Here is a 19641-nt window from a genome sequence, read left to right as displayed (position 1 = left end):
CCGTTTCTAAACGCGGTTAGAACAGCAGCAACAGTAGCATTCCGAGCGGAACAAAGCCAAGCAGGGCATAGGGAAACCGGGACTCAACCTCAAAGCTCTGCGGCGGCGAGAAGTTCCCTTCATAGCCCTTGGAATCGATGGCACTTGTCCGCACATAATAGGTTCCCGGCATTTCCGGCTTCTGGATGACCAGCTCCGGACCGTCCGTTTTCCGGTCGACCATCACCTCCCTGAAGCTGCTGTCCCGGGACACCTGGCAGTGATAGGTGTATGCGGCGCCGAGATCATGCCACCTGATCCGGATTTCCTTGCCCTCCACCGCAGGCTTTTCAAGTGACGGCACCGGTGGTGGCGGTACGACGATAAAGCTGCGGGTTGCCGACCAAGCCCCCTCGTAACCGTCTGCGGCTCTGGAACGGATACGGTAAAAATAGTGCCCCGGTTCGGGCACAGTGGCCGCATACCTGGCATCCCCGGGGGCCATATCGACCACGGTCTTCGAAAAGGTCCTGTCCGTCGCTATCTGCAGATGATATCCGACTGCCTCCTGTACCGTCTGCCAGTTCATTTCCACCACATCGGAACGGAGTTCGGCCCCTTCCGCGGGGGAGACGGGCAGCGGGGGAGACGGATTCACCCGTACCGTGATGGGCACCGGTTCGGATGACATTCCGGCCAGTCCGGCATCGTCGATGCTCATACCCCGGACATAGTAGGCCCCGTCTTCGATCTCGTTGATCGTGAACGGCGACTCGGGCTCAATCGTTTGCTCACTGACGATATCCTTGCCGTCGCGGTCCCTGGTCAGTTGCACCCGGTAGGCGGTCGCCCCGGAGATGGCGGTAAATCCGACGTTCAGCGGGAGCGTATCGAAAGGGGGCCGCAGTATGACCTGGGGCGGGGGAAGGAGCTCTCTCGGAGCGATCGGGGGAAGGCCTTTTTGTACCACCGTCCCTTCGTTTTCCCGGACCGCAACATCCCGGCCCATTGCCCCCACATCCATGATACCGTTCATGACTTCGGAGCGGGTCGTCTCGGCCCCGTCGATGGAAAGCCTGAATTCAGTGCCGCGCACTGACGCCAGGGCTGACGGGGTGCGGATGATAAAGCGCTGTTCCTTACCGGTGGCGCCTTTAACCCGGGTAATGGTATGCCCTCCCAGCAGGAACAGCTCGCGCAGGAGATGGAGCGGTCCTTGCCGGGTAGTCGAATATTCCAGTGCAGTGTCGGGATTCTGAAAAATGGAGGAACCGTCTTCGAAGGTGATTTCAATCGTGCTTCCCGCACCGGTTTTGAGGCTGTTCCCCTCACGCACGTGATCGCCCGGGTGCAGCGCTGCCCATTCTGCACTTTTGTTCTCCCGGGTCCAGGCATCCCCCTTGATGAAAGTCACCCGGCCTTCCATGGGAATTCCCTTGAGGAAGCTTATCGGGATCGCCAGCTTCTGGCCGGCATAGATCCTGTCGGGATTCTTCAGGCGGTTGATCCTGGCGAGCTTATGGCAGTTTTTTTTCGCCTCCAGGTATTTCCCGCAGACGCCCAACAGGGTGTCCCCCTGTACCACGGTCAGGTCCACCTTTTTCTCCAACCATTTCGAGGCTGCCGATGCGGGATGAGATAAAGCTGGAAGCAGAGGTACCATCCAGATCAGGGCGTGACTGATCAGTGCTCTTGCGTATCTCGCCTGCCTCATGGCTCCCCTCCCGCCGCCTGAGCCCCCGGCGCTGAAGATCGCATCGTGATGGTTGATCCGGAACGCAGCAATGCCGGGATGCCCGCAAGGGACGGATACGTCCCTGCTGTGCAGTGGAAACGTCTTGCCGGATGGGCCTCCGGCAGCGATAAAAGCCGTGGAAAGCCCGGCAGGCAGGCATGTGGACACACGGAGCCCGGAAAACGGATTCAAAATCAATAGTAACAGAAGAAGGGGGTAGGGCAAGTCACGGCGGCCGGCCCAAAAGCCATTGCAAAGAACGGGGGGAAAGTATACGCTGCCAAGGAAGGAGCGCGGAATGGGCAGGAGGGCAAAGAATCTCGACACACAACGCTTGGCGGGCGGAAAGATCCCTGCCCGGGCCGATCTTTCCGGAGCCGTCCGACCAGCACCATGGGTGCCGGCACCCGACATAAAAATGGTCCTTGACCGCCTCTATGCCACCCGCTCCCCCCGGCACCTGGCCAACGACCCGCTCTCATTCTGCCACCGCTACCCTGATCCCGCCGACCGCGAGGTGGCGGCCGTGATCGCCTCATCCTTCGCCTACGGAAACGTCCTGATCATCCTGCGCACACTGGAGTCGATCTTTGCGGCGCTCGGCCCATCACCGCGGCGATATGCGGAGTGCTTCGAGCCCAAACAAGGCCTGGCCGCCTTCAGCGGGTTCAAGCACCGCTTCAACGACAGCCGGGATCTGTGCGCGCTCCTGTGGGCCATCCGGCTGATGATCGAGCAGCGCGGCAGTATCGGCGCCTTTTTCCTGGCCGGCCACGACAGCGCTGCCGGGGATGTGACCGCAGCCCTGAACACTTACAGTGCGGAAGTACTGGGGCTCGATTACCGTCCGGTCTTCGGACGTGACACGTTGCCGGGCGATTCGTACTTTCCGTTTTTCTTTCCTGCTCCCGCCTCCGGCAGCGCCTGCAAACGCCTGTGCATGTTTCTGCGATGGGTTGTACGACCGGCCGACGGCATCGATCTCGGCCTGTGGCACGGCATCGCTCCGTCCCAACTGGTTATCCCGGTTGACACGCACATTCAGCGTATCAGCAGCTATCTCGACTTTACCCGCCGCAAAAACGCAGACTGGCGCATGGCTCGCGAAATCACCGCAGCGTTGGGCGTGCTCGACCCGGACGACCCGGTCAAGTATGACTTCTCCCTCGCTCATCTGGGCATCTCCGAGAAATGCAACGGCGTCGATCGCGACATCTGTCTGACCTGCGGCATTGCGGAAATATGCCCGCAAAATCCTGCCGCCGCCTGAAGGGGGCCAGCGGGATACGCTCGTGAAAGGGGGCAAAGGGCCTGTGCTATTCGTTTGACACCCCTGCCCCTTTCTGCTATAGAACACGTTGTTTCAAGCAGTTACGCCATTACAAGCCATATTGTCACCATGTTTGAGCGGGAGTAACAGATGATAATCCAGTGTGAACGGTGCAACACAAAGTTCAGGCTCGATGACTCCAAGGTCACGGACAAAGGGGTCAAGGTCCGTTGCGCCAGATGCCGGCACATATTCTCCGTAACCAAGGAACAACCTGAGGATACCGGTCAAGCCGATTTCGGGACGATGCTGGAAGCAGCTTCCGCTCCCCAGGAGCCGTTCTCCGCTGCATCCGCACCCGATGCCGCGCCTGAGGACCGGGAACAATCCACCGGACCTTTCTTCGATTCCCCCTTCGATTCAGACCCTTTCGAACAGGAAGCATCCTCGGAAGCCCTCCGGGCCGAAACCGAATCCTTTGAGCCTGGTGGGGAAGAACGTTTCCCCTTTCCCGGCAATGACGACTTCGACTTTTCCCCCCAGGAGAGTAAGGCCCTCTCCGCGGAGCGGGAGGAGCAGTCACCTTCCGGAGACACTTTCGATTTCGGCAGCTTCGATTTCGGAAGTCCGGCTGCAGATGCCGGTACCCCCCCGACAACAGCTACGCCCTTCCCGGATCCTGACCTGTCGGGCCCTCAGGAGACTCCGCCAACGGAACCGGACAATTCCTTTTTTGATTTCGACGACGAGAACCTTTTTGGCAAAGAGACACCCACGACTCCGGCAGGGGTGGAACCGGCCGGCATGTTCACCTTCGACGAATTCAGGCTGGACGAGATGACACCGCCTGCAACTGGCCAGGCCGGGAATACCGTCGACGCCGCACCGGACGATTCCGGAAAGCCGGAACCGGAGGCGGAAGCGCAGGTGACTCCTGAGGCTGTGGAACACGCCCATCAGATACCCTTTGCTCCATCTGCAACGGCAGACAAAACCCTCCCCGTTCCGCTCGCATCCGGTCCCGCTCCGGAAGAAGACGAGCTGCCCCCTCTGTCGATATCTTCGCGGCGCAAACGGAGCCCGCTGCTGGCGGTGCTGCTCGGCCTGCTCGGCGTGGTGACCGTGGCGGCAGTCTGCTTCTTCAGTTTTGCACTGCCCGACGTCAAGGCTAAGAGTCAGGCCGCAACCGATACCGGTCGGATCACCATACGCTCCGTCGACGCCTCGTTCGTAACGAACAAGGAATCCGGCGAACTGCTGGTGATCACCGGCGAAGCGGTCAATAATTTCAAGGAACCGAGGGCGGCCATACAGCTGAAGGCCATGATCTACGGCGCCGCCGGCCAGGTGCTGACCAGCAGGAATGCCTATGCCGGCAACGCGCTGAACAAGGAGCAACTGACCACCCAGCCGATGGATAAGCTGGAGGCGGCCATGGCCAACCAGTTCGGCGATTCGCTGGCCAACCTTGAGGTTGCCCCCGGCAAGGCGATCCCTTTTACGATCGTCATTCCCAAACCCGCAGCCGATGCGAAAGATTACGGCGTCGAGCCGGCCGGCTCGACCGTGGCAACCGGGAAACAGTAGCACGCGTCGGGGTGCTGCCTGACCGTGAGGCAAAACAAAAGGCCGCTGACGACTGTCAGCGGCCTTTTGTTTCATGCCCTGAATTGATGAGGGCGATTACAGGATTTCCACCAGCCTGATCTCGAAGTTCAGATCCAGTCCGGCCAAAGGATGATTGGCATCCAGGGTGATGGTGGTATCGCTGGTTTCGGTTACCAGGACCGGCATGGGGCTGCCATCTTCCAGGATCACCTCCATCTGGTCGCCCGGCTTGGGATTGATATCGGCCGGAATCTCGCTGCGCTGAACCACTGCCACCATTTCCTCGGCACGTTGGCCATAAGCGTCGTCCGCGGCGATCTTCACCTTGACCGATTGTCCCGGTTCGAGCCCGATCACCGCCTGTTCGAACTTGGGAATCAGCGTGCCCTGCCCGATCACGAACTCCAGCGGACCAGAACCGGTGCCGCATCCGCAGGCGTCGTCGCTACAGCTGTCATCCGCACACGCCTCCGTGTTTTCCGATGCATCGAAAATGCTGCCGTCATCCAGCGTGCCGATATAGTGTACCCGGACTTTATCACCGTTTTTTGCCTGTGCCATGTCTCTTTCCTCTCTGGGATTTTTCCGACCTTGATGGGGGTGGCTTCCGAAGGCCGGTCAGGATGTGCTGCAATGATGCCTGACGATGTCGTCGACAACCCGGCGGAGCCGTTCCGGGTCGGCGCATGCGATCCGCACCCGTTTATGCCGGGAGGTTTCTCCGGCAATGATTTCCACCGCCGATTTCGGCACTCCCAACAGTTCGGACAGGAATTCGCGACACAGCTTGTTGGCCGCCCCGTCCACCGGTGGCGAGGTCAGCCTGACCTTGAGCGATGTATCCTGCACGCCGCACACCTCGTTCTTCGATGCCCGCGGCTGCACATGCAGATTGAGAATGATGCCCTGCGCCGTTACGCTGCAGAGAGAATGTTCACTTCTGGTCATCGCCTGTCAGCATGCGGGCGTGGGAATCCAGCAGTGACTTGAGGCTTACCTCGAACTGCACCTTCTGCCGGCGGATCTCCTCAATCCGGGCCTTGAGTTCACCCAGTTGCCGTTCCGCATCCGCCACAATCCGCTCTGCCTTGAGCTCAGCTTCGGAGACGATCAGTGCCGCCTCCTTGTGGGCATTGGCTTTCATCTCTTCGATCACCCGCTGGGCAGAGAGGAGTGTCTCGCGCAGCTGGCGCTCTTTCTCCGCCATGTCCGTCATTTCCCGGTTGTGACGGATCTGCTGTTCCTTGAGTTCATTGTTCTCACGGACCAGACTCTCCATCTCACCCGCCACGGACTGCAGAAATGCATCCACGTCGTTCGGGTCGAGTCCGCCCAGCATCTTGCCCTTGAACTGCTGCTGCTGAATATCGATCGGGGTGATCTTCATGCCTGGTCAACCTCTCATCTTGAGTGACATGCTGGCGCTCATCAGGTAGTGATAGGCCGTGTTGAAGACGATGATCTGTACCACGTAGATCAAGGCAAAGGCCACCAGCGGCGAAAGGTCGAGCATGCCGGTATCCGGCATGTACCGCCTGATGCGGCGCAGCAGCGGTTCAGTGATGCGGTAGATGAAATTGACGATCGGGTTGTAGGGATCGGCATGCACCCAGGAGATGATCACGCTGGCCAGAAGGACATATTTGTAGATCGTCAGCAGGCCATCGGCCAGTTCGACGATCTTTGCCAGTGCCAGAAAGATATTACCGAAAAGTACCACTGTTACGCCCCGCCTGTTCTATGAGTTGGATAATTAAATATGCCCTAAAGCGCAATCAATGTCAAAGCCCGAATGACAGCCGCGCTTGCCTTCCCCGCGGTGCTCTGCTATCATGTTTGTCCTACTAGGCGGCATTTTTGGCCGCCTTCTTTTATGAGGATCAGATATGAACGCATGGCAGACCTATCTTGATGCCGCCGTCGAGGCGGCTCGCATGGCCGGCAGTTACCAGCGGTATCGCTTCGCGTCCCCGCTCGACGTGGACATGAAGGGAGACAAGGACCTGGTCACCGAGGTGGACCGCGAGTCCGAGCGGCTGATCGTTTCCCATCTGCTGGGCTGCTTTCCGGATCACGGCATACTGGCCGAAGAGGGGGATAACCTCCAGGGGCGGTCGTCCTTCCGCTGGATCATCGATCCGGTAGACGGCACCACCAATTATGCCCACGGCTTTCCCTGGTTCTGCAGCTCCATCGCCCTGGAGGCGGAAGGCGAGCTGGTGGCCGGAGTGATCTACAACCCTATCTACGACGAGCTGTTCACGGCCGTCAAGGGAAGCGGCGCCTTCCTGAACGGACGCAGACTGCGGGTTTCCGACCACGCTCCCCTGAAGGACACCCTGCTGGGCACCGGCTTTCCCTATGACTGCGCCAGTGATCCGGCCAACAACTTCGACAGCTTTATCGCCTTTCAGAAGAAGGCGCGCGGCATCCGTCGGGCCGGGGCAGCGGCCCTCGATCTGGCCAGCGTGGCGGCCGGACGCCTCGACGGATACTGGGAGCTGAAACTCAAGCCGTGGGATGTGGCGGCCGGAGTGCTGATGGTACGGGAGGCGGGCGGCTGCGTAACGACCTTCGACGGCTCGCCCTTTACCGTGGACAATAACCGCATCCTCGCCAGCAATGGGCTGATTCATGACGAGATGGTGGCACTGCTGGCACTGTCGGCCCACGGGAGTGCCCGATGAACAGAAAAACGGTTGCAGTGCTGCTCAACGCCCTGGTACTGCCGGGCCTTGGCCAACTCTACCTGGGGCGCAAGCTGATTGGAGCGGCGCTGCTGATGCTGGTCAACCTGTTGCTGCTGCTGGCGGTGTTCGTGGTGCTCAAGGGATTGACTCCGGTCATTGCCGCCAAGATCGCTTCCAGCGTGGTCAAACCGGACGACGTGCTGGCTGCGCTGGAGAATATCGGAGGTTTCGGCAAAGCGCTGCTAGGGGGCTTCGTGGCGGTATGGGCATATGCCCTGGTTGATATCATCCGCTTCCGCGATGGATCATGACCCCCTTCTGCCCGGCCGCGGCCGCCAGCATTCAGATTGACAAACACTGTTATCCTGTGTGATAGTGAAGTGCTTTTTTCGTCCAAAGCCGCATTAACATTAGCAAATCCGGAGTTAAGAACATATGATTCGTGCGCAGGTAATTGGCAGTGGGGCATGCTCACCGGAACGGGTGGTGACCAACGCGTTTTTCGAGAACCTTGTGGAAAATGCCGACGAGTGGATCTTTTCCCGCACCGGTATCCGCGAGCGCCGTTTCGCGCGGGAGGATCAGGCCACCTCCGATCTGGCGACCATCGCAGCCCAGGAGGCGCTGAAAAGCGCGGGCATCTCAGCCGAAGAAATCGACTGCATCGTACTGGGCACTTCCACCCCGGACATGTGCCTGCCTGCCACCGCCTGTATTGTCCAGAAAAACATCGGCGCCAAGAATGCCTTCGCTTTTGACATCAATGCCGTCTGCAGCAGCTTCGTCTATGCGATGGAGGTGGCGGACAACTTCATCACCTGCGGCAAATACAAGACCGTACTGGCCATCGGCGCCGACACCTACTCCAAGATTCTCGACTTCCAGGACCAGTCCACCTGTCCGTTGTTCGGTGATGGAGCCGGTGCAGCAGTCCTGCGCGCCACCGAAGAGGCCGACAAGGGTGTCCTCTGCACCTACATGCGCAGCGACGGGAACGGCTGGCCCCTGATCCGGGTACCCTCCTCCGGTTCCCGCAAACCGATTACCGCCGAGACCATCGCCCTCAGGGAGAACACCTTCAAAATGGCCGGCAAACAGGTCTACATCTTTGCCACCGAAGTAATCCCCGAGATCATCGTGGAGCTGTGCAAGAAAGCCGGCATCACCCCTTCCGACCTGACCTACATCATTCCGCATCAGGCCAACGTGCGGATGATCGACTTCATCGCCAAGAAGTTCGGCTACCCCAAGGAGCGCTTCCTGCTCAACCTGGACCGCTGTGGCAACACCTCGGCCGCATCGGTGGCGCTGGTCATGGCCGAAAACATGCACAACGGCACGATCAAGCCGGGCGACCTGGTGCTGACCATGGGCTTCGGCGGCGGACTGTCATGGGGCGGGTTGCTGATCCGCTTTTGATGACCGCGTAGGAAACGAATCTCTCATTGCAAACTCCCGCTTCCGGTTTCCGGAGCGGGAGTTTTTTTATCCGCACCCCCTCCATCGCCTGACGGTACTCTGATCGGAAACGCCCCACGATTCCTGCAATGACCTGTCTTCGCAATAGAGGACACACTCAAAATTCTATGCTGCCATCTTTAGCTCCTGCTGCTCAAACTGTTCAGGAGTGAGATAGCCAATCGCAGAGTGAATCCTCTTGCGGTTGTAGAAACCTTCGATGTAACCTTGCCGGGTCGTGAAGGAGCAGTGGTAAATCAGTTCTCTCTTCAATGTGGAGAAAAAGGTCTCCGTAATTGCATTGTCATAGCAGCATCCGGTTCCGCTCATGCTTTGGATACCAGCTGCTTTCCCGACCACGGCACGAAACCGTTTGCTGCAATATTGCGAACCACGATCCGTGTGAAAGATGAATCCTGGTGACGGCCGACGCCTGACTATCGCATTGGTAAGGGCAGCTATAACAAGATCATCCGTCATGCGTTTGTTCATGCTCCAGCCCACGATCCGGCGGGAGAATACATCGAGGACCACTGCCAAGTACAGCCAGCCCTGGACCGTTTCAATGTACGTTATGTCGCCGGTCCAGAGCCGATTGGGAGCGTCAGCGGAGAATTGACGCTTCACCAGATTGTCCGCTACAGGACGCTTGTGATCTGAATTCGTTGTAACCTTGAACTTCCGCGTCGTCTTGACTTTAAGGCCGTTTTCTCGCATCAGGCGCCAGATGCGGTTTTTACCGACGCGCCGCCCTAACTGCCGTAGGTTATGGGTAATCCGTTTCGCGCCATATGTTTTGTCGCTCTCTTCGAAGGCTGATTTGATCGTTGGCAACAACGCCTGGTCTTCGCGCTGCCGATTCGTTACTCGGCCGGCCGCATGGGCGTAGTACCAACTCCGAGTCACTCCCAGAACTCGGCACATCTCCTTCACTCCGAATTCGGAGCGGTGCTCGGTTATGAACCCGAATAACGATGCGGATCCGTTGAGAAGATGGCCACAGCTTTTTTTAGGATTTCACGCTCCCGACGGAGTTGCTCGTTCTCTTTGCGGAGTTGCTTAAGCTCTGCTTCGGCAGATATTTGACTGGCTATAGCCGGATCCTGCTGGTCACGGTGTTTCCGGATCCATCCTTTTAAGACTCCATGCGTGATCCCGAGACTGCTTTCAACTTCGCGAATGGTGCGGTTGTCTTCCAAAACCAGCTTCACCGCTTCAGCTTTAAACTCGGCATCGTATTTTCGGTTCATTCTCATGACACACCCTCCTGGTCCGTTAGGATATAAGGTGTGTCCTCAAATGTGAAGATAGCTCACAAATCCAGGAAATTCCCCCCACCAGCTCCCTGTAGGCAAAACCATACAATCGCCCAACGTGCCGTAGTACAACCGGTTATTTTCCCTTTTCCACAGCATGAACATTTGGCGTGCAGGAAAAACCCTTCAGTCCGCCACCACGGCACAACGCCTCACACGACGAATACCGCAATTAACTGCACAAAATCAGTGACATACCGAGTCACCGGTAGACTGGCATCCTCCTTGCTATCTCAGGCCCGGAATGCTGAGAGCGCGAATCCGCACATAAACGCCGGTTTTTGAGAAACAAGTCGACGGCCGGCCCGTGAAACGTTCCGATTGTCAACGATTTCTCCCTGCTCCTCAACCTCCTCTGCAACACCTGTTTTTTCAGGGCAAAAAACCCAAAGGCGGACATGATGACATTTCCAGCACATTCGACCAGTAAACGCAGGTCTCCGGTCATCCTTTGCGCGGTGCTCGGCGCCTGTGCATTGCTCGGCGGCATCGCCTGCGCCCGGGAAACGGCCGACCTGTTCAGGCAGGGCCTCCTCGGAACCACGCTCCTGCTGTTCACCCTGGTTTCCGTGGCACTTTTCGGAGCGGAACTCATCTGGCGGGCACTGCTGGCACTCGGGTACCGCCCCATTCCCGGCTGCGCAGACGAGCTTCTCCCTGCCTGCACCGTGGTCGTTCCGGCCTACAACGAGGGCAGACAGGTGTATGTGACACTGCAGAGCCTCGCCGCCAGCGACTATCCGCACGACAAACTCAGACTGATAGCGGTGGACGACGGCAGCGTGGACGATACCTGGCTCTGGATTCAAAAGGCCAAGGAACATCTGGGAGACCGGCTCACCATCATCAGGCAACCCCATAACAGGGGTAAGCGCCACGCCCTCTATGCCGGATTCCGGCAGAGCGCGGGAGATATTCTGGTGACCGTTGACAGCGACTCGATCGTGACTGCCGATACCCTGAGAAATCTCGTCTCCCCCTTTGTGATGGATCACAGGGTGGGTGCCGTTGCAGGCAATGTCAGAGTGCTCAACCGGGACAAGGGGATCATCCCCCGCATGCTCGACGTAGCCTTTGTCTACAGTTTCGACTTTATTCGCGCCAGCCAGAGCATGGTCGGCTCGGTCATGTGCACCCCCGGAGCATTGGCGGCCTACCGCACAAACGCGGTAGCGGCCGTACTGCAGGAGTGGCTGCATCAGACCTTCTGCGGCCAGCCCGCCAACATCGGGGAAGACCGCGCCTTGACCAACCTGATCATCAGAGAGGGGCACCACGTTCTCTTTCAGCAGAATTCTCTGGTATACACCGAGGTTCCGGTAACCTATGCCAATCTCTGCAAGATGTACCTGAGATGGGCACGCAGCGACGTCCGAGAAATCCTTGCCATGACACGCTTCATATTCACTGACTTCCGCAGGGAATCGATGATCGGCACCCGGCTCAATCTGCTTTTCAACTGGATCGCGATCATCAAGGTCCCGGTATTCACCCTGGTCACCGGCGTAGCGCTCACCTTGCACCTGGCAACCTTCGGGTTTGGCACGGTACTTGGCGTAATACTCGCCGCCAGCCTGGCGGCGGTCATATACGCCTGGAAATTCGGGACATTCGACTCCCTGTGGGCCTTTGTCTACGGATTTTATTCCTTTCTCGCCCTGTCATGGATCGGACCCTATGCACTGGTGACGTTCCACAGGTCGGGATGGCTGACACGGCAGGTCAGTTCCACTCCCACGATTGGCCGGACAGAACCGCTCTATTCCGGAAGCAAGATCTTTTTGCACGAGGTAAAAATCTTGGATTGAGGTCCATCCGCTTGGGTTGACGTGAACGGGGTACGATTGCACCATTGACGCGCCCGGCCCTTACGGCTTTACCGTGGCCGGGGCAACGACGAAAAAACATACCGTTGACATAACCGGCATCCTTGTCTATCTTTGCTTAAAAACCAACGGCGATGGAGTTCGCCATAACCGCTTGCCCGCAAGCTGATGACTCCTGCTCTTGAAACCGAGGGCAGGAGTTTTTTCATTTTTGGGCATGGGCAGACCATCGGGGAGACGCAACCACCATGAGAAGGGGGACAACGATGAGCGGCATTCAGAGAGTTCATGCACGGGAAATACTCGATTCACGGGGCAATCCCACCATCGAGGTGGAGGTACGCCTCGGATCAGGGGCCGAAGGGCGGGCCATCGTGCCCTCCGGCGCGTCGACCGGCGAACGGGAGGCCCTGGAACTGCGCGATGGCGACAAGTCCCGCTACAACGGCAAGGGGGTACTGAAGGTGGTCGCCAACGTCACGGGAGAACTGGCTGCCGCCGTGACCGGCATGGAGGCCGGCGACCAAGCGGGGCTTGACCGGAAGATGATCGAGCTGGACGGGACCGAGACCAAGAGCAGGCTGGGGGCCAACGCCATCCTGGGGGTCTCCCTGGCGGTTGCCAGAGCAGCCGCCCAGGAGGCGGGGCTGCCGCTGTACCGCTACATCGGCGGCACCAACGCGCGGGAGCTACCGGTGCCGATGATGAACGTCCTGAACGGCGGAGCCCATGCCGACAACAACGTGGACATCCAGGAGTTCATGATCGTGCCGGCCGGTGCACCACGATTCTCGGAAGCCCTGCGCATGGGGGCCGAGGTCTTTCATGCCCTCAAGGGGGTGCTGAAGGCGCGCGGATACAACACCGCAGTCGGCGACGAGGGTGGCTTTGCCCCGGACCTGAGGTCCAATGAAGAAGCGTTGGAAGTCATCATGGAGGGGATCATCAAGGCCGGCTACAAGCCGGGCGAGGATGTATTCCTGGCCCTCGACCCGGCCGCCTCCGAATTCTACGAGGAGGGCCGGTACCTGATGAAGGCGGAGCATCAGCCGCGCAAATCCGCCGACCAGATCATCGACTTTTATGCGCATCTTGTCGAACGCTACCCGATCATCTCCATCGAGGACGGCATGGCCGAGAACGACTGGGAAGGCTGGAAGAAGATAACCAACCACCTGGGAAGCCGGATACAACTGGTCGGAGACGACATCTACGTCACCAACGCGAAGATCTTCAGGGAGGGGGTCGCCCAGGGGATCGCCAATTCGATCCTGATCAAGCTCAACCAGATCGGCACCCTGACCGAGACTCTCGACACCATCGAACTGGCCGGACGTGCCGGCTACACCACCGTGATCTCCCACCGCTCGGGCGAGACCGAGGACACTACCCTGGCCGACCTGGCCGTGGCTGTCAACGCCGGCCAGGTCAAGACCGGGTCGCTCTGCCGCACCGAGCGGATCAGCAAGTACAACCGGCTGTTGCGCATCGAGGAGGAGTTGGGGGCATGCGCCCTGTTCAGAGGAAGGGATGTCTTTTCCCGGAGATGAGAGGGGGCGCTCCATGCTGTCGATAGAGATCCCCGGCTTCGGCACTGTCATTGTCCGACATGTGGTGTCCGATTTTACCGGCACTCTTTCCGTGGACGGTGTGCTGCTCCCCGGTGTCAGGGAACTGCTGGTGGAAGTCGGCCATGTGCTGAACCTGCACGTGCTGACAGCCGACACCTTCCGGACGTCCCGTGCAGCCCTCGAAGGGATCGAGTGCAGCCTGACGGTCCTGTCCGGCGCCGGTCTCGACCGGCAAAAGGAGCGCTATGTCAGGGATCTCGGCCCGGAACAGGTCATTGCCATCGGCAACGGGGCCAATGACCGGTTGATGCTCAAGGCGGCCCGGATCGGGATCGCCGTCATCGAAGGCGAGGGATGCGCCGTCGATGCGCTGCGGAATGCCGATATCGTGGCACGAAGCATCCACGATGCCCTGAAGCTGCTGCGCACCCCTCAGAGACTGGTGGCCACGTTGAGACGTTAGATGTCTTGTCTACCGGGACGAACGGAGACGGCATCGGATGGAGATGCGATGAGGAAATCCGCTACTGTTGAATTTATCGCCGTTACCATGGTATTGCTGACCGCTACGGCACTCATCGCCGTCACCGGCCTGGACATGAAGGCTGCACAACTCTTTTACGTCCCCGGGACCGGCTTCCCCTACGGCGACCTGCAACCCGGATACTCGCTGTACCGGTACGGCGTGTGGCCGGCATATCTCCTGGCCGGTGTCTCATTGTTGGTCTTCAGCGCCGGTTTTTTCCTGCCCGGACTGAGGAGGCATCGCAGGCCTGCCCTGTTTATCGTCCTGCTGTTGGCTCTCGGCCCCGGCCTGCTGGTCAACACCGTTTTCAAGGACCATTGGGGCAGGCCGCGCCCCAGACAGGTGGCGGAATTCGGCGGCAGCAACCCATTTCATCAGCCGTGGCAGAACGGCAACCGCACCGACTGCAAGTCGTTTCCCTGCGGTCATGCCTCGGCGGCGTTCTACCTGATGGCACCCTATTTCGTGCTACGCCGCGCAAACCGGCGACAGGCACGTGCCTGGTTGTCCCTCGGCATCGTCTACGGAACACTCATGGGAATCGAACGGATCGCTCAGGGAGGACACTTTGTCAGTGATGTACTCTGGAGTTGTGGCGTGGTTACTCTGGCCGGCCTGATCCTTGCCGCAACGATGCGACCGCACATCCGGAAGCAGCCGCCCTCAGGCGGGATACAATGTTTACAAGGAGAGAACTTCCGATGAAAACAGCCGTGACAATCGCCCTGTTCAGCGTCGTGGGGGGGCTGACCCGCTACCACCTTTCGGGCTGGGTCTACAGCCAACTGGGCCGGGTCTTTCCCTACGGCACCTTTGCCGTCAACATCATCGGTGCCTACTTTATCGGCCTGATTATGGAGCTGGGCCTGCGCAGTACCGCCATCTCCGATACTCTGCGCATCGGTCTGACCGTCGGCCTCATGGGCGGGCTCACGACCTTTTCGACCTTCAGCTATGAGACTTTCAGGCTGCTTGAGGAGGGCCAGTTTTTTGTCGCCTTCACCAATATTCTGGCGAGCGTGGCAGTCTGTCTGCTGCTCACCTGGCTGGGTATTGTCACGGTTCGCACGCTCACATGACAGGAGGACAGCAATGACGAAACTGATTGGCGAAAACGTATTGATGCGGATCTTCATCGGAGAGGCCGACCGCTGCGGACACCGGCCGCTCTACGAGGCCCTGGTGGAACTCCTGCGCAAGGAGGGTTTTGCAGGCGCTACGGTGCTGCGGGGTGTGTGCGGTTTCGGTGCGCACAGCGTCTTTCATACCCAAAAGCTGCTGGACCTGTCCGCCGATCTCCCCCTGGTGGTCGAGGTAGTGGATAGTCAGGAGCGGATCGATGCCATCATGCCCCGCATCGATGAGATGATGGGTGGCGGCATGATCACCCTGGAAAAGGCTACGGTTATCCGGTACAGCCATGATCCGAGAAAACCCGAAAAGTAGTCACCAGAGGCCGGATCACAAGCAACCCGGCCCTTGATTCTCATCACTGTTTCACTGCCGCCAACCCCTCGCCGGCCTCCCATACGGCCAGCCCGCACCCCTGCAACAGGTTCCCGAGACATTCCCTGGGAACCTGTTTTTTCCAGCCCCCGTGAAACCTGTCCGCAGCCAGCAGCATTCCTCCCGGACGAAGCAGCGACGCCAGGTTCCGCGCAACCGTTTCTATCTGCCCGGCCCGATGCAGGATCGGTCCCCCCAGAAGTCCATTGCAGACGACAAGGTCGAACCGTTCCCTCTGCCCGGGGGGCTCACGCAGGTCGGCCTGCCGGAACAGCATCGAACCGTTCCCCCGCCGGTCGAAGACCGGCTGCGCCAGTTCCCGCAAGACGGCCTGATGCGCACCGTCAAGCGGGACCGCAGCATGGGCGGCGGCCCATACCTCCAGCGGATCCAGAGTCCACCCTTCGACGGTGAAACGGTCAGCGGACCGGCCGCTGTCCAGCAGCATCCCTGTCAGGCGATAGCTGTCGGAGCCGTCGCCGCAGGCTGCGTCCAGGCAGCGCAGCGGCCTGTCTGCAGGGAAACATCCGATCAGATCCTCCAGAAAGAGCGCCTGCTGCGGATAACGTATCGCCCCTCCTCCGTAAAAACGCTGGGGCATGAATGACCAGAACAGGAAATCGGCGAGCAGGACAGGATCGTGCAACAGCCGCTCCATCAGGAGCGCGGGATTGCCTCCGCGGCACAGCCGGTCGGGCATGGCGGCCACCAGCGCCGCCCAGCTCGCGGCACTGGCAAAAGGGGTACTGGAGAGGACCGGAGGAAAAGTCAGCGCGGCGCGGTACAAGCGCTCGAAAGATGGCCTGATGAGGGCAAGCGGCAGCCACACTTCGCTCAGATAGTGTACTTCCGGGGGGACGATCAGGCCCGGGGCAGGCCAGGGGGGTGGACAGTAGGACGAAAAGAGGGCGAAAGCCTGCCGCAGACGGCGCGCATCGGCGCGAAACAGGTCCGGGTCCGGGTGCTTCAGGAGTGTGGCAAGCGCTGCTGAGGCGCGGGCAGGGTCCAGGGATGGCGAGAAACTGAACATCTGACGAGTCTGGCGGGCGATACCGGATCCCGGGCAGTGGTTGAGCGGCTAGAAACTGCGCAGCGGCCGGTAGAGGGTATCCCTCTCCACCGGCACCCTGTCAGCCAGGGTGATCAGGCGGACAATGCCCGCCATGGTCAGCGATTGCGGGCTCCGCGCGCCGGCGTCGTGGCCGATGCGCTCCTCGACCACCGTGCCGTCCAGGTCGTTGACGCCGAAGGCCAGCGCCACCTGGGCGATCTTCTCCCCCAGCATGATCCAGTAGGCCTTGATGTGGTCGAAGTTGTCCAGAAAAATACGGCTGATGGCCAGGGTTTTCAGGTCGTCCAGCCCTGAGGTGCCGCGGGTGCCGAGTTTCAGGTCGGAATTCTCGGGCTGGAAGGCTAGCGGAATGAAAGCCTGGAAACCGCCGGTCTCATCCTGCAGATCGCGCAGCATCGCCATATGCGCCACCCGGTCCGCGGCATCCTCCAGATGACCGTAAAGCATGGTGGCATTGGTCTTCAACCCGGCACGGTGCGCCAGTCGGATGATATCGAGCCAGCGTTGGCCGCTGATCTTTTCCGGGCAGATCTTTTGACGCACCTCCTCCACCAGGATCTCCGCTCCGCCGCCCGGCATGGAGCCGAGCCCGGCCGCCATCAACCGCTGGAAAACCTGCTCGATGCTCAGCCCGGAGATGCGTGCAAAATAGTCGATCTCGACCGCGGTGAAAGCCTTGATGTGCAGGGATGGAGCCGCACGGCGCAGGGCGGACAGCGCCTCTTCGTAGAACTCGAAGGGCAGGTCGGGGTGCAGGCCGCCGACCATGTGCACCTCGGTGGCACCGTCCCCTTCGGCTTCCACTGCCCGGCGGCAGATCTCGTCCAGCTCCAGGGTGTAGGCCCCCGCTTCCCCGGTCGTGCGCGAGAAGGCGCAGAAGGCGCAGCGATTGACGCAGATATTGGTGGGATTGATGTGGCGGTTGACGTTGAAGAAGACCTGCCTGCCATTCTTGCGCTCGTTGGCCAGTGCAGCCAGCTCGCCGATGGCCAGCAGGTCGTTGGATGCGAACAGAAACAGGGCCTCTTCGGTGGAGATACGCTGATTGGCGCGGACTTTTTCGGCTACGGAGTTGAACGTTGGCATTTCGTGAGTTTACGGGAAACACTGCGGCGGTTCAAGGAATTTGACGCAGCTTTGATCCCTGACCGGTGGGAAATATGGAAGAACCGGGCCAGCCGGCACGATCGTTCCGTCAACAGCCGAAGCGCTGGAAGTTATTGCGCCCCTGATCCTTGACCCGATAGAGGGCTATATCGGCATTTTTCAGGAGCGTCTCAGCATCTTGCCCGTCGTCGGGAAAATCGGCGATGCCGATACTGGCGGTCACGTTGAGGGTATGGCCGTTGCAGACGAACGGCTCCCGGAAGGCGGTGACTATCTTGGCAGCAGTCACGGCCGCACTTTCCGCCGACGTTATGGAGGGGAGCAGCAGCACGAATTCATCCCCCCCCATCCTGGACACGGTATCACTCTTCCGCAGCAGCCCCTTCAAGCGCTCGCCGACCGCCTTGAGCAGCAGATCCCCCATGCTGTGGCCGAGGGTGTCGTTGACATCCTTGAACCGGTCGAGGTCCAGGATCATCAATGCCCCTTTCGTCTTGGTACGGTTGGCCGAGGCCAGGGCCTGGCCGAGACGGTCGTTGAGCAGAATGCGGTTCGGCAGCCCGGTAAGGGCGTCGTGGTAGGCCAGGTGATGTATCGTCTCCTCGTACCGCCTGCGCTCGGTAATGTCGTTGAGCATGAGCACGAATCCCGCCAACCTGCCCTGCCTGTCCAGGATGCCTGACAGACTGCCGTCGTAGTACAGGGTCGTGCCATCCCGCCTGAACTCTGCCGGAAAAAGGCACTTGCCCTCCTGCTCCACAATCTCGCGGGCCTGGTACAGGCTGTAGGGAGCGATGTCTTCCAGGACAAGCAAATCCGTTGCACAACAACCGATGGCTTTGGCAACGGCGCAGCCGAACACCTTTTCCGCCGCAGGATTGAAATACTTGATCCCAAAGGTGTCATCGGTGGCGACAATTGCCATGTTGATGGAAGAGTTGAGGATATTATCCAGGTAGATGGTCTTGTCCAGGAGCTCGCGGGCGGTCTGCTGGAAGACATCCTCTTTCTCCCGGATAATCTCCTTCAGGAGTTCGATGTACTTTCCTTCCAGCCCCTTGACGATATCGGACTGGGTGATGATACCACCGATGCGCCCTTCGCCATCGACCACCACCACCCGGCGAATGCGCTCCTTTTTCATCAGCATGGTGGCTCTGTGAACCGTGGTCCCGGCTTTGACGGTCAATACCGGCTGGCTCATGGCATCGCCGACCGTGATGCCCGCCAGATCGGCCCCCTCTGCCACCAGCCGGACCACGTCCCGTTCGGTCAGGATGCCGAGCGGCCGCCCCTGATGCTCTACGACCAGGCAACTGATGCCTGCTCCGGCCATGGTGGACAGGGCCCTGCCGACCGACTGATCGGCGGTGACGGTTGTCACGCCGGCAGTCATGATCTGTTCGATTTTGCGCAGTTCCAGGAAATATTCGTGACCGAGATGATTGATCAGGTCGGACTGGGTCATCAGCCCCAGCAGCTTGCCGCTGTGGTCCACCACCACATGATGGCGGATCTTGTTGGTGAGCATCAGACTGTAGGCTTCATAGATACTGAGGGCGCCGGGAATGGTAACCACCGGGCTGGTCATCTCCTCCCGGATCGGACGCCCGAGCAGGGTCTGGCGGTGGGCAAGCCTGACCAGGTCACGTTCGGTAAAGATGCCCACCGGCCGGTCGTTCTCCGTGACCACCAGGCAACTGATCCTGGCATCGGCCATGGTGGCGACCGCCTCGGACAGCAGCGTTTCCGGAGCAACGCTGATGACCCGGCGCGAAATAATCTGGTTGATCTTGGTCTTGGTCTTGTTCATAGCTGCTTACAACCTGTCCCCACGCATCCTCGGGTGCGTCCATTAGTAATCCAGGTGCTGGAACGATATGTACATAGCACATTTTGGGACTCATAAACAGCTACTTTCTTGCGATGCAGGCCGGGCTCCTTTCCGACGGTGCCCAGGCAGCGGAGGAGCATGCC

The 19641-nt window shown here is 59.7% G+C and carries 21 protein-coding genes and 1 riboswitch; of the genes, 11 read left to right on the top strand and 10 right to left on the bottom strand.

What is annotated here, in order from left to right:
• Window positions 1-16: 16 nt before the first annotated feature.
• Window positions 17-1693 carry a FecR domain-containing protein gene (locus GSVR_RS02495; RefSeq protein ID WP_173198481.1) on the bottom strand — a complete coding sequence of 559 codons (1677 nt, stop codon included), beginning with the start codon at window positions 1691-1693 and terminating at the stop codon, window positions 17-19.
• A gap of 439 nt (window positions 1694-2132) precedes the next feature.
• On the opposite strand from GSVR_RS02495, the gene GSVR_RS02490 reads away from it, so the two are divergent.
• A complete protein-coding gene (locus GSVR_RS02490) occupies window positions 2133-2984 on the top strand; it encodes a TIGR02757 family protein (RefSeq protein WP_173198524.1) in 852 nt (283 codons plus the stop codon).
• Window positions 2985-3134: 150 nt separating this feature from the next.
• Window positions 3135-4571, top strand: a complete 1437-nt coding sequence (locus GSVR_RS02485; RefSeq protein WP_173198483.1) for a DUF3426 domain-containing protein — start codon at window positions 3135-3137, stop codon at window positions 4569-4571.
• Between the two features lie 96 nt (window positions 4572-4667).
• Here the strand turns inward: GSVR_RS02485 and GSVR_RS02480 are convergent, their stop codons facing one another.
• From GSVR_RS02480 to GSVR_RS02465, 4 genes are read right to left on the bottom strand one after another with little or no spacing between them, the layout of a single operon-like run.
• Window positions 4668-5153 (bottom strand): peptidylprolyl isomerase, encoded by a 486-nt coding sequence (locus GSVR_RS02480; protein ID WP_173198485.1) that lies wholly within the window; start codon window positions 5151-5153, stop codon window positions 4668-4670.
• A gap of 57 nt (window positions 5154-5210) precedes the next feature.
• Window positions 5211-5540, bottom strand: coding sequence for a DUF167 domain-containing protein (locus GSVR_RS02475; RefSeq protein ID WP_173198487.1), 330 nt, complete (start codon window positions 5538-5540; stop codon window positions 5211-5213).
• On the bottom strand, window positions 5527-5979 hold the full coding sequence (locus GSVR_RS02470; protein ID WP_173198489.1) for a DivIVA domain-containing protein: 453 nt from the start codon (window positions 5977-5979) through the stop codon (window positions 5527-5529). Before GSVR_RS02470 ends, GSVR_RS02475 begins: the two co-directional genes overlap by 14 nt.
• A 6-nt stretch (window positions 5980-5985) precedes the next feature.
• Window positions 5986-6312, bottom strand: a complete 327-nt coding sequence (locus GSVR_RS02465) for a YggT family protein (protein WP_173198491.1) — start codon at window positions 6310-6312, stop codon at window positions 5986-5988.
• 166 nt (window positions 6313-6478) lie between these two features.
• Here GSVR_RS02465 and GSVR_RS02460 point away from each other — a divergent pair, with 166 nt between their 5' ends.
• The 3 genes from GSVR_RS02460 to GSVR_RS02450 all read left to right on the top strand — a co-directional run bounded on the left by GSVR_RS02460 (window position 6479) and on the right by GSVR_RS02450 (window position 8701).
• Entirely contained in the window at window positions 6479-7279 is an 801-nt protein-coding gene (locus GSVR_RS02460; RefSeq protein WP_173198493.1) for an inositol monophosphatase family protein, read from the top strand.
• Window positions 7276-7593, top strand: coding sequence for a hypothetical protein (locus GSVR_RS02455; protein ID WP_173198495.1), 318 nt, complete (start codon window positions 7276-7278; stop codon window positions 7591-7593). Before GSVR_RS02460 ends, GSVR_RS02455 begins: the two co-directional genes overlap by 4 nt.
• Before the next feature lie 124 nt (window positions 7594-7717).
• Window positions 7718-8701, top strand: coding sequence for a beta-ketoacyl-ACP synthase III (locus GSVR_RS02450; protein ID WP_173198497.1), 984 nt, complete (start codon window positions 7718-7720; stop codon window positions 8699-8701).
• A gap of 165 nt (window positions 8702-8866) precedes the next feature.
• Here GSVR_RS02450 and GSVR_RS02445 read toward each other — a convergent pair whose 3' ends face one another.
• Both GSVR_RS02445 and GSVR_RS02440 read right to left on the bottom strand, forming a co-directional pair.
• Window positions 8867-9700 carry an IS3 family transposase gene (locus GSVR_RS02445; RefSeq protein ID WP_203978863.1) on the bottom strand — a complete coding sequence of 278 codons (834 nt, stop codon included), beginning with the start codon at window positions 9698-9700 and terminating at the stop codon, window positions 8867-8869.
• Entirely contained in the window at window positions 9697-9996 is a 300-nt protein-coding gene (locus GSVR_RS02440; protein ID WP_173202482.1) for a transposase, read from the bottom strand. Before GSVR_RS02440 ends, GSVR_RS02445 begins: the two co-directional genes overlap by 4 nt.
• Window positions 9997-10454: 458 nt before the next feature.
• On the opposite strand from GSVR_RS02440, the gene GSVR_RS02435 reads away from it, so the two are divergent.
• From GSVR_RS02435 to GSVR_RS02410, 6 genes are all read left to right on the top strand, one after another.
• On the top strand, window positions 10455-11864 hold the full coding sequence (locus tag GSVR_RS02435; RefSeq protein ID WP_203978772.1) for a glycosyltransferase: 1410 nt from the start codon (window positions 10455-10457) through the stop codon (window positions 11862-11864).
• 139 nt (window positions 11865-12003) lie between these two features.
• Window positions 12004-12067: riboswitch (Fluoride riboswitch) on the top strand.
• Between the two features lie 81 nt (window positions 12068-12148).
• On the top strand, window positions 12149-13432 hold the full coding sequence (eno, locus tag GSVR_RS02430) for a phosphopyruvate hydratase (RefSeq protein ID WP_173201199.1): 1284 nt from the start codon (window positions 12149-12151) through the stop codon (window positions 13430-13432).
• A gap of 13 nt (window positions 13433-13445) precedes the next feature.
• Window positions 13446-13916: an HAD family hydrolase gene (locus tag GSVR_RS02425; protein ID WP_173201197.1), complete on the top strand. Its 471-nt coding sequence runs from the start codon at window positions 13446-13448 to the stop codon at window positions 13914-13916.
• Window positions 13917-13964: 48 nt separating this feature from the next.
• Window positions 13965-14684: a phosphatase PAP2 family protein gene (locus tag GSVR_RS02420; RefSeq protein ID WP_173201195.1), complete on the top strand. Its 720-nt coding sequence runs from the start codon at window positions 13965-13967 to the stop codon at window positions 14682-14684.
• Window positions 14681-15058, top strand: a complete 378-nt coding sequence (gene crcB / locus GSVR_RS02415; protein WP_173201193.1) for a fluoride efflux transporter CrcB — start codon at window positions 14681-14683, stop codon at window positions 15056-15058. The genes GSVR_RS02420 and crcB overlap by 4 nt, the downstream gene beginning before the upstream one ends.
• A gap of 13 nt (window positions 15059-15071) precedes the next feature.
• On the top strand, window positions 15072-15425 hold the full coding sequence (locus tag GSVR_RS02410; protein WP_173201191.1) for a DUF190 domain-containing protein: 354 nt from the start codon (window positions 15072-15074) through the stop codon (window positions 15423-15425).
• 43 nt (window positions 15426-15468) lie between these two features.
• Here GSVR_RS02410 and GSVR_RS02405 read toward each other — a convergent pair whose 3' ends face one another.
• The 3 genes from GSVR_RS02405 to GSVR_RS02395 all read right to left on the bottom strand — a co-directional run bounded on the left by GSVR_RS02405 (window position 15469) and on the right by GSVR_RS02395 (window position 19477).
• A complete protein-coding gene (locus GSVR_RS02405; RefSeq protein ID WP_173201189.1) occupies window positions 15469-16515 on the bottom strand; it encodes a bifunctional 2-polyprenyl-6-hydroxyphenol methylase/3-demethylubiquinol 3-O-methyltransferase UbiG in 1047 nt (348 codons plus the stop codon).
• A 48-nt stretch (window positions 16516-16563) separates the two neighbouring features.
• Window positions 16564-17643: an aminofutalosine synthase MqnE gene (mqnE, locus tag GSVR_RS02400; protein WP_173201187.1), complete on the bottom strand. Its 1080-nt coding sequence runs from the start codon at window positions 17641-17643 to the stop codon at window positions 16564-16566.
• Window positions 17644-17752: 109 nt separating this feature from the next.
• A complete protein-coding gene (locus GSVR_RS02395; RefSeq protein WP_173201185.1) occupies window positions 17753-19477 on the bottom strand; it encodes a diguanylate cyclase domain-containing protein in 1725 nt (574 codons plus the stop codon).
• Between the last annotated feature and the right edge of the window lie 164 nt (window positions 19478-19641).

Origin of the sequence: Geobacter sp. SVR (assembly GCF_016865365.1) — a bacterium.
Taxonomy (GTDB): domain Bacteria; phylum Desulfobacterota; class Desulfuromonadia; order Geobacterales; family Pseudopelobacteraceae; genus Pelotalea.
The sequence above is the reverse complement of the archived record's forward strand: the minus strand, read 5'-3'. Positions and strand labels throughout refer to the sequence as shown.

Bases quoted from the DNA above. Each gene is read 5' to 3' on its own strand.
- GSVR_RS02495 (WP_173198481.1), bottom strand. From the start codon at position 1,693: ATGAGGCAGGCGAGATACGCAAGAGCACTGATCAGTCACGCCCTGATC.
- GSVR_RS02490 (WP_173198524.1), top strand. From the start codon at position 2,133: ATGGTCCTTGACCGCCTCTATGCCACCCGCTCCCCCCGGCACCTGGCC.
- GSVR_RS02485 (WP_173198483.1), top strand. From the start codon at position 3,135: ATGATAATCCAGTGTGAACGGTGCAACACAAAGTTCAGGCTCGATGAC.
- GSVR_RS02480 (WP_173198485.1), bottom strand. From the start codon at position 5,153: ATGGCACAGGCAAAAAACGGTGATAAAGTCCGGGTACACTATATCGGC.
- GSVR_RS02475 (WP_173198487.1), bottom strand. From the start codon at position 5,540: ATGACCAGAAGTGAACATTCTCTCTGCAGCGTAACGGCGCAGGGCATC.
- GSVR_RS02470 (WP_173198489.1), bottom strand. From the start codon at position 5,979: ATGAAGATCACCCCGATCGATATTCAGCAGCAGCAGTTCAAGGGCAAG.
- GSVR_RS02460 (WP_173198493.1), top strand. From the start codon at position 6,479: ATGAACGCATGGCAGACCTATCTTGATGCCGCCGTCGAGGCGGCTCGC.
- GSVR_RS02455 (WP_173198495.1), top strand. From the start codon at position 7,276: ATGAACAGAAAAACGGTTGCAGTGCTGCTCAACGCCCTGGTACTGCCG.
- GSVR_RS02450 (WP_173198497.1), top strand. From the start codon at position 7,718: ATGATTCGTGCGCAGGTAATTGGCAGTGGGGCATGCTCACCGGAACGG.
- GSVR_RS02440 (WP_173202482.1), bottom strand. From the start codon at position 9,996: ATGAGAATGAACCGAAAATACGATGCCGAGTTTAAAGCTGAAGCGGTG.
- GSVR_RS02435 (WP_203978772.1), top strand. From the start codon at position 10,455: ATGATGACATTTCCAGCACATTCGACCAGTAAACGCAGGTCTCCGGTC.
- eno (WP_173201199.1), top strand. From the start codon at position 12,149: ATGAGCGGCATTCAGAGAGTTCATGCACGGGAAATACTCGATTCACGG.
- GSVR_RS02425 (WP_173201197.1), top strand. From the start codon at position 13,446: ATGCTGTCGATAGAGATCCCCGGCTTCGGCACTGTCATTGTCCGACAT.
- GSVR_RS02420 (WP_173201195.1), top strand. From the start codon at position 13,965: ATGAGGAAATCCGCTACTGTTGAATTTATCGCCGTTACCATGGTATTG.
- crcB (WP_173201193.1), top strand. From the start codon at position 14,681: ATGAAAACAGCCGTGACAATCGCCCTGTTCAGCGTCGTGGGGGGGCTG.
- GSVR_RS02410 (WP_173201191.1), top strand. From the start codon at position 15,072: ATGACGAAACTGATTGGCGAAAACGTATTGATGCGGATCTTCATCGGA.
- GSVR_RS02405 (WP_173201189.1), bottom strand. From the start codon at position 16,515: ATGTTCAGTTTCTCGCCATCCCTGGACCCTGCCCGCGCCTCAGCAGCG.
- mqnE (WP_173201187.1), bottom strand. From the start codon at position 17,643: ATGCCAACGTTCAACTCCGTAGCCGAAAAAGTCCGCGCCAATCAGCGT.
- GSVR_RS02395 (WP_173201185.1), bottom strand. From the start codon at position 19,477: ATGAACAAGACCAAGACCAAGATCAACCAGATTATTTCGCGCCGGGTC.